The sequence below is a fragment of the Micromonospora sp. NPDC005087 genome (assembly GCF_042872965.1).
Lineage (GTDB): Bacteria > Actinomycetota > Actinomycetes > Mycobacteriales > Micromonosporaceae > Micromonospora.
Genome location: NZ_JBIALB010000046.1, coordinates 1 through 14,540, shown reverse-complemented (window position 1 = coordinate 14,540; position 14,540 = coordinate 1). Strand labels below are relative to the sequence as shown.

Genomic DNA, 14,540 nt, shown 5'->3' with positions numbered 1-14,540 from the left:
GTCGCCGCTGCGTTCACCGAACTCGCCCAAGCGATCTGACCCGCCGATCCGACACAGGCTCAACACGTCCGCCGGTCCCCCAACGCAACAGCGCCTCAGTCCCGGGTCTGTTGCGTTGAGGGTTGGCATGATCGAGGCAGGCTTGAGCAGTGAAGTCGTTGACCCGCTCTCGCCCTTGGCTGCCTCCGACGTCGGCGTTCGCCGGGTTCCGGTTCCCGCCGGAGGTGATCGTGATCGCGGTCCGCTGATATCTGCGGTTCAACCTGTCCTATCGGGACGTTGAGGAGTTGCTGGTCCAGCGCGGGGGTTGAGGTCGATCACGTCACTGTCTACCGGTGGGTACAGCGGTTCACGCCGCTGTTGGCCGGCGCCGCCCGATTCTGCCGGCACTCGCCGGGTGACCGGTGGCATGTCGATGGGACGTACGTCAGGGTCAACGGGGTGTGGCGGTACGTGTACCGGGCGGTCGACCAGTACGGGCAGGTCATCGACGTGCTGGTCTCGGCGCGCCGGAATGCCGACACGGCTCGGCGGTCCTTCCGGCGGGCGCTGTCGACGTTGAAGGTGACACCCAGCGAGGTCGTCACCGACGCGGCCGCGGTCTACCCCAGGGTGCTGGATGAGCTGATCCCGCAGGCGTGGCACCACGTCGAACGGTATGCCAATAATCCGATCGAAGCTGATCACGGCCAGTTAAAACACCGGTTGAGACCGATGCGCGGTCTACGAACGGACAAGACAGCACAGGTGATCATCGCCGGGCACGCGTTCATGCAGAACCTGCCCCGCGGACACTACGAACTCGCCGTCGACGTCCCGCCGGCAACGCGGGTGTCTGGCGCGTTCGCCGACCTCGCCCTGGCGATCTGATCTCGGACCCGACGCCCGGTTCAACGTGTCCGTCGATTCCACAACGCAACAGCGCCGTTCCGCCTCCCAGGAGATCGCCGCCTGGGTCACCGAGACTTTCACGGCGCAGACCGTGGACGGGGTCACCGTCTACGACCTGAGCAACGCAGGGGAGGGCTGAGCCATGACCCACACCAGTAGCCCCCGGCCGGCCGTCGAGACCCGGACCAGCACCCCGACCGCCGTGCTGGACGTGGTGGTCCCGGTCTACAACGAGGAAATCGACCTCGGCCCCTGCGTACGCCGGCTGCACGACCATCTCAGCACGCACTTCCCCTACCCGTTCCGGATCACCGTGGCGGACAACGCCAGCGTCGACGGCACCCTCGCGGTAGGCCGAGGCGCTCGCCGTCGAACTGCCGCACGTCGAGGTACGCCACCTGACCGCGAAGGGCCGGGGGCGCGCGCTGCGGGTCGCCTGGTCGGCCTCGGAAGCCCCGGTGCTGGCGTACATGGACGTGGACCTGTCGACCGACCTGGCCGCGTTGCTGCCGCTGGTCGCGCCGCTCATCTCCGGCCATTCGGACCTGGCCATCGGGACCCGGCTGGCGCGCACCTCCCGGGTGGTGCGGGGCACCAAGCGGGAGGTGATCTCCCGGGCCTACAACCTGTTGCTGCGGGGCACCCTCGCGGCCCGGTTCTCCGACGCGCAGTGCGGCTTCAAGGCGATCCGGGCCGACGTGGCCCGGGAACTGCTGCCCTTGGTGCAGGACACCGGCTGGTTCTTCGACACCGAGTTGTTGGTGCTCGCCCAGCGGGCCGGACTGCGCATCCACGAGGTGCCGGTGGACTGGGTCGACGACCCGGACAGCCGGGTGGACATCGTGGCCACCGCCCTGGCCGACCTGCGCGGGATCGGCCGGCTGGGCCGGGCGTTGGTCACCGGGGCGCTGCCGCTGGCCGCGTTGCGCGCCCAGTGGGGCCGGGCACCGCTGGCCGCCCCACCGGCGCGGGTGCCGGTCGGGCTGCCCGGCCAGTTGGCCCGGTTCGCCCTGGTGGGGGTGGTCAGCACCGTGGCGTACCTGATGCTGTTCGTGGCGACCCGGGGGGTGCTCGGCGCGCAGCCGGCAAACCTGGTGGCGCTGCTGGTGACCGCGGTGGGCAACACCGCGGCGAACCGGCGGCTCACCTTCGGCATCACCGGTCGCCGGGCGGCCGGGCGGCACCACCTCCAGGGGCTGCTCGCCTTCGCCCTCGGCCTGGCGTTGACCAGTGGTTCGCTCGCCGCCCTGCACGCCGTCGGCACCCCGTCCCGGCCGGTCGAACTGGTGGTGCTGGTGGCGGCGAACCTGGCCGCGACGGCGCTGCGCTTCCTGCTGCTCCGGCTCGCGATGCACCATCGCCGGAGCTGACCCGGCGGGCGGCGTCGGGCGGGCGGTGGCCCGGCCCGCCCCGGACGGACGGCCCGGCCGGCGGTACGCCGCCGGTCGGGCCCTACCGGCCGGTCTTGGCGTCCGGGGAGAAGTCGGCGGTGGTCGCCCGCACGACCAGCTCCGGGGCCAGCCGCACCGACGTGGTGCTGCCCGAGCCGAGCAGGGTGAGCAGGGCGTGCAGGGCCTGCGAACCCATGTCGCGCAGCGGGGTGCGGATCGAGGTGAGCGGCACCAGGAGTTGGGCGTCCACGTCGATGTCGTTGTAGCCCACCACCGCCACCTGCCGACCCACCCGCAGGCCGTGGTCGCGCAGGGTGCCCATCGCCCCGATCGCGGCGAAGTCGTTGACCGCGAAGACGCCGTCCGGTTGACCGGTGGCCAGCAGTCGGGCCATCGCCGAGGCCCCACCGGCGACGTCGAAGGTGGACGGCACCACCCACCGGGGGTCGACCGGGACGCCCCGGGCCTTCGCCGCGGCGAGGAAACCCGCGACCCGGTCGGCGGAGGTGCTGGCGTGGTCGGGGCCGGCGATCACCACCGGCCGCCGGCACCCCACGTCGATCAGGTGCTCGGCGGCGAGCCGACCACCGAGGCGGTCCCGGCCGGTCACCGACGGGAAACCCCGCGAGGCCCGACTTACCAGCACGAAGGGCACCCCGTCGGCGGCCAGCCGGGCCAGCATCGGGTCGTTGCGCCGGGCGTCGCCGATGATCAGCCCGTCCACCCGTTCCCCGATCAACCGCTGGATGCGCAGCGCCCGTGCCTCGTCGTCGTCCCAGCTGCTGCTCACCACCGCCTGGTAACCCGCAGCGGCAGCGGCGGCGTCGATGCCCTCGAAGACGGTGGCCAGCACGATGTCGGTGATCCGGGGGACCAGCACGCCGATCACCCCGGTCTTGCCGCTGCGCAGGCTGGCCGCCCACCGGTCCCGGTGGAACCCCAACTGCTTGGCGGCGTCCACGATCCGGCTCGCGGTCGCCGGGCTGACCCGTACGTCGTCGCCGCGTAGCACCCGGGAGACCGTGGAGACGTGCACACCGGTGAGGCTGGCGACATCGCGCAACGTCACCCGTTTGTGCACTGTGCCTCCCGCGCCGCACCCGTATTCGTACCCGGCAACCTAGCTGAGATGACTGCCCCCGTTCACATCGAAGGTGGTGCCGGTGACCGTGGCGCAGGAGTCGGAGAGCAGGAACAGCACGATGTCGGCGATCTCCTCCGCCGAGGAGACCCGGCCCAACGGCATCCGGGCCCGCAACCCCGCCTTCTGCTCGGCGGTGAGCCGGTCGTGCATCGGGGTGGCCACCGGGCCGGGCGCGACGGCGTTGACCCGTACCCCCTGCGGTCCGAAGTCGACAGCCAGGTGCCGCATCAGGCCGAGCACCCCGGCCTTCGCTGCCGCGTACGCCGTACCCGACAGCCGGGTGCCGCCGTCACGGGCGTTGAGGCTGCTCATCAGCACCAGCGACCCGCCGCCGGCCGCCGCCATCCGGGGCACCACGGCCTGGCTGACGACGAACGCGGCGGTGAGGTTGTTGCGCAGCGTGCGGTCCCACTCGGCGAGGGTGGTCTGCTCGATGCCACCGGCGCTGACCACCCCGGCCAGGTGGGCCACCCGGCGCGGGGTTCCGATCGCGTCGACGAACTCGCCCACCGCGACCGGGTCGGCGGCGTCCACGCCGGTGGAGACGTCCAGCACGTGCACCGTCTCGCCCCGGGCCCGGGCGGCGGCGACCACCGCCGCGCCGATGCCACTGGCCCCGCCGGTCACCAACAGGCTCACGACGCACCGCCGAGGATCTCGTCGCGGGCCCGCCGGTAGGCGTCGGACAGCAGCATCTCCGGCTGGGAGTAGACGACGAAGCGCACCCCCCGGTCGATCCACCGGCGGGCCTCCTCGGCGGAGTAGGCCAGCATGCCGGCGACCCGACCGGCCGCGACGACCTGCTCGACGAACGCGACGGCGTGCTTCTCGACCTCCGGGTGGGTGGGCTGGTAGCCCAGGCCCAGCTTGACCGACAGGTCGGCCCGGCCGAGCATCAGCACGTCGAGGTCGGCGGCGAGGATGTCGTCCAGATTGGCCAGTCCGGTGGGGGTCTCGACCAGCGCGACGACGGTGGTGTTCGCCCCGGCCCAGGTCAGGTAGCGGTCGAAGTCGCCCCGGGCGGTGCCGTGCCCGGCGGCCCGTGCCGCCGAGCACAGCGTGCGGTCGCCGACCGGTGGGTAGTGGGTCAGCCGGGCCGCCTCGGCGGCCTGCGCGCCGGTCTCCACCAGCGGCAGCACCACGCCACCGGCGCCGCTGTCCAGGGACCAGAGCAGGTCCTTCTCCTCGATCCGGCGCAGCCGGACCAGCGGGGTGCTCCCCGCCGAGCCGGCCGCCCGGACCATCGCCAGCACGCTCTGCTCGTCGGCCGCGGCGTGCTCGGTGTCCACGACCAGGAAGTCGTAACCGAGGGCGCCGAGGATCTCGCCGATCGCCGGTTCCTGGAGCAGGGTCAGGCTGCCGAGGGCGACGCCACCGTCGCGCAGCACCTCGGCCAGCCGGCTCGGACGGGGATACATCAGGACTCCAGCTTCTGCACGCCGCCGCAGTCGCGGTTCACCGGAACCTCGCCGACGATCTTGAGCGCGGCCTCGACGACCGAGCCGTCGTGCCAGTCACCGACCTCCGGCAGCTTCTCGATGATCTTGTTGTCGAGCAGCCACTTGCCGTCCTCGGCGGCCACCGTGGCGGTGTCCACCCGACCGTTCGGGTCCATGTACGGCCACTGGTCGGTGCCGTACAGCTTGGTGATGGTCGCCGCCGGGACCTTGGTCCGCTCGGCCACGATCTTGATCACGTCGTCCTTGTTGGCCGGGTCCTGGTAGTAGCGCACGCCCTCCAGCCAGCCGGCCATCCACCGGGCCGCCACCTCGGGCCGCTTGCTGATGAAGTCCTGCGACATGGTGATCAGGCCCTGCTCCTGGTTCGGCGCCACCTCGTTCATCGCCAGCACCCGCTTGGCCTGCCCGTCGGTGATGAGCTGGTACGCCAGCGGCTGCACCACGAAGCCGGCGTCCACCGCGCCGCTCTTGAGCGCGTTGGCGGTGTCCGGGTAGCTCAGGGTGACGATCTGCGCCAGGTCGGACTGCTTCAACCCGACCTCACCCAGCGCCCGGTCCAGCCAGTACTCGGTGGTCGAACCCTTGGCCAGGATCGCGACCTTCTTGCCCTTGAGGTCGGCCACGCTCTTCAGCCCGCCGTCGAAGGCCTGGGTCCGGGCCAGCAGGAGGTTGTCCGACGCGCACCGGTACTGCTGCCGGTCGGCCACCGCCCGCACCCGCAGCCCCTGGTTGACCGCGTTGAACAGCGCCCCACCGGTGCCCGGGATGTTCACGTCCAGCTTGCCCTGGCCCTGCACCGCCAACCGGGAGTAGATGTCGGCGTTGCTGAACTCCACCTCGACCTGGTGCTTGCCGAAGAAGCCCTTCGCGTCGGCCACCATCATCGGGGCCAGCGAGAGGATCTCCAGCGAGTTGACCGTCACCTTGTCGGTGCCGCCGGCACCCGTCGACTCCGCGTCGTCACCGCAGGCCGCGGTGCCGAGCAGCAGGCTCGCCCCCAACAGCGCGGCGATGACACCCTTTTTCTGAATTGTCATGATTGGCCCTCCGTCCAGCTGAAGAAGCGCCGCTGCACGCGCAGCGTCACCGTGGTGAGGAAAAAGCCCATCGCCGCGATCACCGCGAGCGTGGCGTACATGTTGTCGATCTGATAGATCTGCCAGTAACGCCAGGTCATCGACCCGACGCCGTCGCTGGCGGCGAGGAACTCGCCGGCGATGGTGCCCAGCAGGGCCAGCCCGGCGGCCAGCCGGATTCCGGCGAAGATGGACGGCAGGGCGCCCGGCAGCACGATCTTCCACAGGATCTGCTGCCGACCAGCGCCCAGGTTGCGGGCCATCAGGATCAGCCGCTCGTCGACCTGGAGCACCCCGGACATCGCGTTCACCACGGCCGGGAAGAACGAGATGATGCCGGCGAGCACCACGATCGGCCGCCCGCCGGTGCCGAAGATGACCAGCAGCAGCGGCAGGATCGCCACCACCGGGATCGGGTACGTGATGGCGATCAGCGGGTCGATCAGCACCCGTACCCACCGGGACCGCCCCATCGCGATGCCCAGCAGCGTCGCCGGGATCACGCCGAGCAGGAACCCGAGCAGGATCCGTTGGGCGGTGATCCCGACGTTCGGCAGCAGTTCCCCGGAGGAGAAGAGGTCGACCAGGGCCTGCACGCACTCCGACGGGGCCGGGAAGAAGGTCTTGTCGATCAGCCCGGCCATGCTGCCGCCCTGCCACAGCGCCAGCACCACGACCACCGGGACCATGCTGCCCAGCCCGCTGCTGAGCAGCTTGAAGCCGCGACCGGGCGGGCGTTCCGCGCGGGGGTCCACCGCGTAGCGGACCACGGGTTCGTCGGCCGCCCGCTCCCGGGTCGGCACGCTCTGCTCGCTCATCGGTCCCCCTTCGCTTCCGCCCACTCGGCCGCCAGGGTGGCGTCCCGCAACTGCGCCCACAGGTGGCGCTTCAACTCGGTGAACCGCGGGTCCAACTCGACGTCGCGGGTACGCGGCCGGGGGAACGGCACCCGGATCTCCTCGACCACCCGGGTCGGCCGGGGCCCGAGCACGATGATCCGGTCGGCCAGCAGCAGCGCCTCCTCGATGCTGTGCGTGATGAACAGGACCGTCTTGCGGTGCCGGGACCAGACCTGGAGCAGCTCGTCCTGCAGCAGGGTCCGGGTCTGGGCGTCCACCGCCGCGAACGGCTCGTCCATCAGCAGGACCTCGGGGTCGCTGGCCAGGGCCCGGGCGATCCCGGCCCGCTGGCGCATCCCGCCGGACAGCTCGTGCGGCTTGTTGTCGGCGAACGCCTCGATGCCCATCATCGTCAGGTGCTCCCGGGCGACCTCCCGCCGCCGGCCGGCGGGCACCCCGCGCAGCTCCAGGCCGAAGCCGACGTTGTCCACGATGGATCGCCACGGGATCAGCGCGTAGTCCTGCCAGACGATCGAGGTGAGCGGCCCGGCGGCGCTGCGCTCGCCGACGAACCGGATCTCCCCGTCGTCCGGCCGGCGCAGCCCGCCGAGCAGGCCGAGCAGCGTCGACTTGCCGCATCCGCTCGGCCCGATCACGCAGACGAACTCCTGCGCCTCGATCGTGGTGCTGAGGCTGCCGACCACCGACAGTCGGCTCCCGTCGGCCCGGGGATAGCCCTTGGCCACGTTGTCGATCTCGATGCGCATGGTCACTGCCCTCCGTGGGCCGGCAGGTCGGAGTAGTTGTGGTGCCACCAGTCGGCGATGTCCCGCCGCCGGGCGAACCAGACGCCGGGCAGGTCCTGCGCCCAGGCGATCAGGTCGCGCAGCGCGGAGGCCCGACCGGCCTGGCCGATCAGTCGGGCGTGCAGCCCGATCGAGATCATCTTGGGTGAGGTCTCGCCCTCCTCCCACAGGTACTCGATGCCCCGCCGGCAGTTCTCGAAGAAGTCGGTCGGGTTGCCGTAGCCGGGGCTGAAGGCGAACCGGCCGTCGTTGTAGGTGTGGGTGTACGGCACCACCAGGTGCCGCTGCCCCGCCACCTGCACCCAGTACGGCAGGTCGTCGTTGTAGGCGTTCGAGTCGTAGCGGAAGCCGCCCTCCTCGACCAGCAGCCGCCGGGTCCGGTCCGACGGGGCGTACCGGGAGTACCAGCCGACCGGGCGTTCCCCGCACAGGTCCGTGATCAGCGCGGTCGCCCGGCGGATTTCCTCCCGTTCCTCGTCCTCGGTCATCCCGGAGGGCTCCCGCCAGCGCAGGCCGTGCGAGCAGATCTCGTGCCCCGCGTCGACGAACGCCTTGGTCAGCGGCCGGTTGCGGGCCAACGCCTCGGCGCAGCCGTACACGGTCACCGGGGTCTGCAGCCGGTCGAACAGCCGCAGCAGCCGCCACGCCCCGGCCCGGCTGCCGTACTCGTAGACCGACTCCTGGGACAGGTCCCGGTGTTCCGCGCTGGTCGGCGTGTAGGAGATCTCGCCGACCCACTCGTTGACGTTGTCGCCGTCGAGGAGGCTGTGCTCGGCCCCCTCCTCGTAGTTGAGGCACAGGCTCACCGCCACCCGGGCGCCACCGGGCCACTCGACGCGGGGCAGGTCCGCGCCGTAGCCGATGAAGTCCCGCGCGGTGCCGGGTTCGACTCTGATCACCATGACGTCATGTCCTTTCTGCCGATGGGCCGGGCCCAGCGGGAACCGGCGGCGGGCCGCCGTTCGGATTCGGTGCCCCACCCCGGACCAGCGCGGTGAGGTCTCGCAGTCGGGTCGCCCCGGGTGCCCGGGTCAGCCCGTGCAGCAGCTCGGCCGCCCCGGCCGGCGTCCCCGGCGTGCGCAGCAGCTCGGCGTCCACGGCGGCCAGCTCGTCGGGGGTCATCGGGTCCTCCCGGTCGCCGTGGTGGAAGCGGGCCCGCCCGGCCAGCCGTGCCCCGCTGCGCGTGGTCACCTCCACCACCGCCGGTCGGCCCGCCGGATACCCCTGGTCCAGACCAGGGTCGTGGCGTACGGTCACCCGCTCGGCGAGCCGGGCGGCGTGGGCCCGCCGGTCGTCCGCCGGCCCGTCCGGGGCACCCGGGTCCGTGCCGAGCAGCCCGCAGGCCACCACCCACGGGATGCTGAACTGACGGGCCAGCCGGCTGACCGGACGACGCTCGGCCAGCAGGGCCGCGCCCGCGTAGGTGTCCACGGTCACCGTCGCCACCTCGTCGGCCGGCAGGTCCCGGGCCATCGCGCGGGCCACCGTCCACCCGGTCAGGGTGTGCGCGCAGACCCCCACCGGCTTGAAGTAGGCGTCCGGCAGCAGCGGTCGGGCCTGCAACGCGGCATCCGCCCCGGCCCCGTCAGGCGCCGTCTGGTGGGCGGTCCGGCCGAGGTGGGGCAGCGCCGGATCGGTGGCCGGGAACCCGGCGGCGGCGAGTCGGGCGACGGTCACGCCATGGGCGGTGCCGAGGGCGGGCAGCAGGTAGTGGGCGGCGCGGCCCCGGCGGGTGTCGGCCTCCGGCCCGGCCAGCGCCACGGTCAGCGCCAGGTTCACCGTGTCGGTCACCCCGGCGGCGTCCTGACCGGCGACGATCCCGGCGGCGGCCGCCGCCGCGCCGGTGCCCCACCCACCGTGCGGGTGCACCCCGGGGCGGGGCGCGCCCAGCAGCAGACCGAGCCGGGCACCCACCTCCCAGCCGACCGCCAGCGCCCGCAGGAACACCCGCAGGCTCTGGTCGTCGGCCTCGGTGGTGGCCAGCGCGGCGGCGTACGCGTGCAACCCCGGGTGCCCCCGGGACTCGCGCAGGCCCTCGTCGCACTGGCTGACGGTGATCGCCGCCGCCGTCACCGCCGCCGCCCGTGCCGGCTGGTCGGTCCCGCCCGGGGCGGCCAGCAGGGTGCAGCGGCCGTCCGGGTCACCGGCGGTGTCCAGCCCGGCGGGCAACTGCCCGCGTGCCACGACGGCATTGGCGGTCAGCCGGGCCGCCACCTGCCGGACCAGCATTTGGCCGGGGCCGGTGGCCAGCAGCGCGTCGGCGGCCTGCACCGCGCCGGTGACGAGCGCGGGCAGCATGTCGTCCCGGGCGTCGCTCCGCCGGTGACCGGTCACGGCGTGATCACCTGCTTGCCGAGGACCCGCCGGTCGGCGAGCGCCTGGTGGGCCCGCCCGGCGTCGGCCAGCGCGAGGACCGCGTCGACCCGGGGGGTGAGCTGTCCCGCCGCGACCAGGCCCAGCACCCGGGCGATCTCGTCGGGGCGCTGGCTGCGCGACCCGCGCAGCTCGTACTCGTTGCGGAAGGTCTCGATGAGGTCGAGGTGCGGGTGCTCCCCGGCGTGGCCGCCACCGACGATCAGCCGGCCGGTGGGGGCGAGCGTGCCCAGGGCGGCCTCGAAGACGTCGCCGCCGATGTGTTCGACGATCACGTCGAAGCCGGCGCCCCCGGTGATCTCCCGGGCCTCGGCGGCCCAGTCGGGATTGCGGGTGCTCAGCACCGCGTCCGCGCCGAGGGAGGCGACGAAGTCGGCCTTCGTGGGGTCGCCGATCAGGCCGACGACCCGGGCACCGCCGAGCTTGGCGAGCTGGACCACCGCGTGCCCGAGTCCACCGGCAGCGCCCGGGGCGAGGACCCACTCGCCGGGCGCGAGCCGGCCGATGGAGTACAGGGTGCGCCAGGCGGTGCCGAAGGAGATCGGGGTGGAGGCGGCGACCACCGGGTCGAGGTCGCCGATGTCCAGCAGGCCGCGCGCCGGGGCCACCGCGTGCCGGGCGTAGCCGCCCCACCGGGTGATGCCGGGCATGTCGGCGTTCGGGCAGAGGTTGGCGCGCCCGCCCAGGCAGCGGGGACAGGCCCCGCAGGGCGTGTTGGGCAGCACCAGGACGCGGTCGCCCGGGGCCCGGTCGGTGACCCGGGAACCGAGCCGCTCCACCACCCCGACGACCTCACGGCCGAGCACGTGCGGCAGCCGCAGCGGCATCCGGGACACCCCGCTGCGCAGGTCGGCGTCGAGGTGGTTGACGGCGACGGCGAGCACCCGCAGCAGGACCTCGTCCGGTCCCGGCTCGGGCAGGTCGACCTCGGTGAGGGTGAGCGTCTCGGGGCCGCCGTACCCGTTCATGGTCACTGCTTCGGTCTTCACGCGCGACGTCCTTCCACCATGGCGTGCAGGGCTTCCGGCACGGCGCCGGGTTCTTCGACGGCCAGGGCGAGGGCCAACGCCACCCGGGCCTGGGTGCCGGTGAGGTCACCGGCGAAGAGCGCGCCCGCGCGGGCGAGGGTGGCGCCGCCGCCGGCGTACACCGGGCGGACCCGGCCCGCCCCGGTCCGGCTGGTGATGACCACCGGTACGCCGCGGCGGCAGGCCTCCCCGACGGCCTCGGCGACCGAGGGCGGCGCGTTGCCGGCCCCGAACGCCTCGACCACGATCCCGGCGGCCTCGGCGCGCAGCGACGCGCGCAGGTGGGTGTCGTCCACACCGGCGACGAGCTTGACCAGGTCCACCCGGGGAAGCGCGGTGGGGACCGGCCGGTGGGCGTAATGGCCGCCCCGGGCGGCGGTGGAGACCCGCAGCACGCCGTCCGGGTCGACCAGGGCCAGCACCCCTGCGGTGCCGCCGGAGAACGCCGACACCGCCGAGGTGTGCACCTTGCGGCTCTCCACCGCGGCGTAGGCGACGCCGCCCATGACCGTCGCCGCGCCGACCGGCTGTGGCGCGGTGACCACTCTGATCGCGTCGGCGAGGTTGCGCCCGGCGTCGGAGTCGGGCTCGTCGGCGCTGCGTTGCGCGCCGGTCAGCACGACGCGGGCGTCGGGGCCGGTGAGCTGCCCGGTCAGGTAGGCGGCCTCCTCCAGCGTGTCGGTCCCGTGGGTGACGACCACGCCGGCGAACCCGTCGGCGAGCTTGGCCCGGACGGCCCGGACGGTGCCGAGCATGTCGTCCAGGGAGAGCGCGAAGCTTGGACGGCAGGACAGGTCGAAGCCGTGGATCTCCACGTCGTCCGTGACGGTGACGTTCTTCAGCAGGTCCGTGACGGAGTCGGTCACGGCCAGGCCCTCGTCGGGGTCCCACCGCGACGCGATCGTCCCACCGGTTGCCAGAACCGCGATCCGCACCAGCCACACCCCCTTGCGCAAACGATTGCTCAATTGAGTGATGACAGTTGCACAAACGTTCGTCCTGCACAAGAGCTGCGGGAACGCAAAACCGAGGAAGCTATGCGATGGCGACCCGCCAGGTGACACCCCGGTGTCTGACCTGTTTCGGTGCCCTTCTTCGTCCGGTTCGGGCCGGTGGCCGGTGTCGCGGCGCGGCCCCCGCCCGGCAACGTGGCGGGCTGGGTCCGTGTACCGGGAACGGCCTGCCGAGATGATCGCCGGCGCGGTGCTCTGGGCGAGCGAGAGCCGACCGGACGCCCCGCCGACGCGGGTGCTGCCCGACGGCTGCCTGGACCTGCTCTGGTCGAGCCGGACGGGCCTGCTGGTCGCCGGGCCGGACCACACGGCCTACCTGAGCCTGTCCCGGCAGGGGGAGCGGTGGCGCGGTGTCCGGCTACCGCCCGGGCTGGGCCCGGCCGTCTTCGGCGCCCCCGCCGACGAGTTGCGCGACCGCCGGGTGCCCCTCGACGCCCTCTGGGGGCGGACCGCCCTCCGACTCGCCGAGCAACTCGGCGCGTCGCCCACCGCCACCGACCTGGCCACGGTGGCGGCCGGCCGGCTCGCCCGGGTGGGCGGCGCGGACCCGCTGGGCCCCCGGGTGGCCGCCCTGCTCGCCGCCGGTGCCACGGTCACCGCGACCGCCGCCGAGGTCGGCCTCGGCCCGCGCGCCCTGCACCGACGCAGCCAGGCCCTCTTCGGGTACGGCCCGAAGACCCTCGCCCGCATCCTGCGGCTGCGCCGTGCCCTCGCCCTGGCCGGTCGCGGAGTCGGCCTGGCCGAGGTGGCTGCCCGTGCCGGCTACGCCGACCAGGCCCACTTCACCCGCGACGCCCGGGACCTGGCCGGTGTCCCGCCGACCACCCTGCTCGCCCGGTGACCACCGCCCCGCCAGCGCTGCCCGTCATGCGGCGCTGCCGTTGCCCGGCGCTGCCCGTCATGCGGCGCTGCTCGTCATCCGGTGCTGCTCGTCATCCGGTGCACTTGGCGGTCGTGGGCGGCTTCGTCGACTTCGGCGTGACCGGGGCGGTGGCCCGGCAGTTCGTTTGCGGAAGGGGCGGCCACCGGACGCATCGGGGCCACGGGCGGGCATCGCCGGGCTGATCGAGACGATTCTGGTGCTCCGGCCGGCGCACTGAGCGCCGGGCCGCCGCCCGGGACGGCGGACAGCCGGGGCTAACCATGTGCTGTCCGGGTCCTTTCGAGCTGATGACCCAAACGACTCACCACCCCGTTTTCCGCCGCGGTCGTCCCGAGTCCTCGCCGGTCATCATCCGGCTCTGTTGCATTGAGCGTTGGCATGATCGAGGCAGGCTTGAACAGTGAAGTCGTTGACCCGCTCTCGGCCGTGGTTGCCTCCGACGTCGGCGTTCGCCGGGTTCCGGTTCCCGCCGGAGGTGATCGTGGTCGCGGTGCGCTGGTATCTGCGGTACAACCTGTCCTATCGCGACGTTGAGGAACTGCTGGTCGAACGTGGCGTGGAGGTCGATCACGTCACCGTCTACCGGTGGGCGCAGCGGTTTACCCCACTGCTGGCCGACGCCGCCCGATTCAGCCGCCACTCGCCAGGTGACCGCTGGTTCGTCGATGAGACGTACGTGAAGGTGAACGGGGTGTGGCGGTACGTGTACCGGGCGGTCGACCAGTACGGGCAGGTCATCGACGTGCTGGTCTCGGTCCGCCGGGACGCCGGCGCCGCCCGGCGGTTCATGGGATACCGCGAGGCGTGGCCGACGCCGGCTGCGCGCTGACGACGGCCAGGGAGGCGCCCGCGAGCGCGGCGAGGATGACTGCGGCGGCGTGACGCGTGACGCGTGGAAGACGGGCTGAGACTTGGGTTACCCGCATGGGGGCCTCCTCGGCGCTGGGTGGACGGCAACCGTCTCCGACGATCATGTCCATCGAAGGGCGCGTCTGTGAAGAGGTGAGATCGCACCCACGAAACTTCGAAGTGCTTCGCTGAAGTGCGGGCACCATCTAGGCGGGCCCAGCGAGGCGTCGTCCGCATACCGCAGTTTGGGCATTCGACGCCTTCCAGCGCCAGCCCCGCGCGCTTCCGTTGCGTGCTCGGCTGTGACACGCTCGGTGACACTATCGACAACTCGGAGGCCGGTGCCAGTGTCGGGGCTGGAAGTGGCTGCGGTCGCGTTGGGAACCGCAGTGGCAAAGACAGCATGCGAGATATGGCTCGGTGATCACAAGCTGCTGGCGGGAATCGCCGCCGGCGCCGTTGATGTCGCCAGTGGCCGGTTTGCGAGCTCGCGGGAGCAGCGTCAGTTTCGGCGTATCTGGGAGCAGGCTGCTGAGCTGGTGGCCGACCAGGTAGAGCCACTGATCCAGCACGAGTACAGAGAACTTCCGGAAAACGAGGTTCTCGCAGCCGTCGACGCCGTGAAGATGACGTTCACGTCCGCAGCGTTGACCCATGAGGACTTGTTCGCCCAAGACCTCGACGCGGTTTCCCTAAGGGATGTCTCGTAACTGGGTGAAGGCGTTGCCCGGCGCCGGCTCGGCGGTCAGCCGGCGAGGATGATGTTGTGGAGGTTGGCGATGCCGGA

13 protein-coding genes and 3 pseudogenes are annotated in these 14,540 nt (G+C 72.5%); 6 read left to right on the top strand and 10 right to left on the bottom strand.

Annotated elements, in window-relative coordinates; genetic code table 11:
* Positions 1-179: 179 nt before the first annotated feature.
* The 3 genes and pseudogenes from ACFYPS_RS35895 to ACFYPS_RS35885 all read left to right on the top strand — a co-directional run bounded on the left by ACFYPS_RS35895 (position 180) and on the right by ACFYPS_RS35885 (position 2,261).
* A pseudogene (locus ACFYPS_RS35895) lies at positions 180-870 on the top strand (IS6 family transposase).
* A 25-nt stretch (positions 871-895) separates the two neighbouring features.
* Positions 896-1,030 (top strand): hypothetical protein, encoded by a 135-nt coding sequence (locus ACFYPS_RS35890; protein ID WP_387330860.1) that lies wholly within the window; start codon positions 896-898, stop codon positions 1,028-1,030.
* A 3-nt stretch (positions 1,031-1,033) separates the two neighbouring features.
* Positions 1,034-2,261, top strand: a pseudogene (locus tag ACFYPS_RS35885) (glycosyltransferase).
* Between the two features lie 82 nt (positions 2,262-2,343).
* Here ACFYPS_RS35885 and ACFYPS_RS35880 read toward each other — a convergent pair.
* From ACFYPS_RS35880 to ACFYPS_RS35835, 10 genes are read right to left on the bottom strand one after another with little or no spacing between them, the layout of a single operon-like run.
* Positions 2,344-3,363: a LacI family DNA-binding transcriptional regulator gene (locus tag ACFYPS_RS35880; protein ID WP_387330854.1), complete on the bottom strand. Its 1,020-nt coding sequence runs from the start codon at positions 3,361-3,363 to the stop codon at positions 2,344-2,346.
* A gap of 39 nt (positions 3,364-3,402) precedes the next feature.
* Positions 3,403-4,065 carry an SDR family NAD(P)-dependent oxidoreductase gene (locus ACFYPS_RS35875; protein WP_387330852.1) on the bottom strand — a complete coding sequence of 221 codons (663 nt, stop codon included), beginning with the start codon at positions 4,063-4,065 and terminating at the stop codon, positions 3,403-3,405.
* Complete coding sequence (locus tag ACFYPS_RS35870; RefSeq protein WP_387330849.1) at positions 4,062-4,844, bottom strand: HpcH/HpaI aldolase/citrate lyase family protein; 783 nt, start codon at positions 4,842-4,844, stop codon at positions 4,062-4,064. The genes ACFYPS_RS35875 and ACFYPS_RS35870 overlap by 4 nt, the downstream gene beginning before the upstream one ends.
* Positions 4,844-5,923, bottom strand: coding sequence for an ABC transporter substrate-binding protein (locus tag ACFYPS_RS35865; protein ID WP_387330846.1), 1,080 nt, complete (start codon positions 5,921-5,923; stop codon positions 4,844-4,846). Before ACFYPS_RS35865 ends, ACFYPS_RS35870 begins: the two co-directional genes overlap by 1 nt.
* Entirely contained in the window at positions 5,920-6,780 is an 861-nt protein-coding gene (locus tag ACFYPS_RS35860) for an ABC transporter permease (protein WP_387330843.1), read from the bottom strand. Before ACFYPS_RS35860 ends, ACFYPS_RS35865 begins: the two co-directional genes overlap by 4 nt.
* Positions 6,777-7,568 carry an ABC transporter ATP-binding protein gene (locus tag ACFYPS_RS35855; RefSeq protein WP_387330857.1) on the bottom strand — a complete coding sequence of 264 codons (792 nt, stop codon included), beginning with the start codon at positions 7,566-7,568 and terminating at the stop codon, positions 6,777-6,779. The genes ACFYPS_RS35860 and ACFYPS_RS35855 overlap by 4 nt, the downstream gene beginning before the upstream one ends.
* A 2-nt stretch (positions 7,569-7,570) precedes the next feature.
* Complete coding sequence (locus ACFYPS_RS35850; RefSeq protein WP_387330840.1) at positions 7,571-8,509, bottom strand: polysaccharide deacetylase family protein; 939 nt, start codon at positions 8,507-8,509, stop codon at positions 7,571-7,573.
* Positions 8,510-8,513: 4 nt separating this feature from the next.
* Positions 8,514-9,941, bottom strand: coding sequence for an MmgE/PrpD family protein (locus ACFYPS_RS35845; RefSeq protein ID WP_387330837.1), 1,428 nt, complete (start codon positions 9,939-9,941; stop codon positions 8,514-8,516).
* Positions 9,938-10,969: a zinc-binding dehydrogenase gene (locus ACFYPS_RS35840; protein ID WP_387330834.1), complete on the bottom strand. Its 1,032-nt coding sequence runs from the start codon at positions 10,967-10,969 to the stop codon at positions 9,938-9,940. Before ACFYPS_RS35840 ends, ACFYPS_RS35845 begins: the two co-directional genes overlap by 4 nt.
* The gene (locus tag ACFYPS_RS35835; protein WP_387330831.1) at positions 10,966-11,976 is read right to left on the bottom strand and encodes an asparaginase; all 1,011 of its coding nucleotides are present in this window, start codon (positions 11,974-11,976) and stop codon (positions 10,966-10,968) included. The genes ACFYPS_RS35840 and ACFYPS_RS35835 overlap by 4 nt, the downstream gene beginning before the upstream one ends.
* A 196-nt stretch (positions 11,977-12,172) precedes the next feature.
* On the opposite strand from ACFYPS_RS35835, the gene ACFYPS_RS35830 reads away from it, so the two are divergent.
* The 3 genes and pseudogenes from ACFYPS_RS35830 to ACFYPS_RS35820 all read left to right on the top strand — a co-directional run bounded on the left by ACFYPS_RS35830 (position 12,173) and on the right by ACFYPS_RS35820 (position 14,463).
* Positions 12,173-12,862, top strand: coding sequence for a helix-turn-helix domain-containing protein (locus ACFYPS_RS35830; RefSeq protein WP_387330828.1), 690 nt, complete (start codon positions 12,173-12,175; stop codon positions 12,860-12,862).
* Between the two features lie 472 nt (positions 12,863-13,334).
* Positions 13,335-13,691, top strand: a pseudogene (locus tag ACFYPS_RS35825) (IS6 family transposase); the annotation flags it as partial.
* A gap of 409 nt (positions 13,692-14,100) precedes the next feature.
* The gene (locus ACFYPS_RS35820; RefSeq protein ID WP_387330825.1) at positions 14,101-14,463 is read left to right on the top strand and encodes a hypothetical protein; all 363 of its coding nucleotides are present in this window, start codon (positions 14,101-14,103) and stop codon (positions 14,461-14,463) included.
* Positions 14,464-14,540 lie beyond the last annotated feature (77 nt).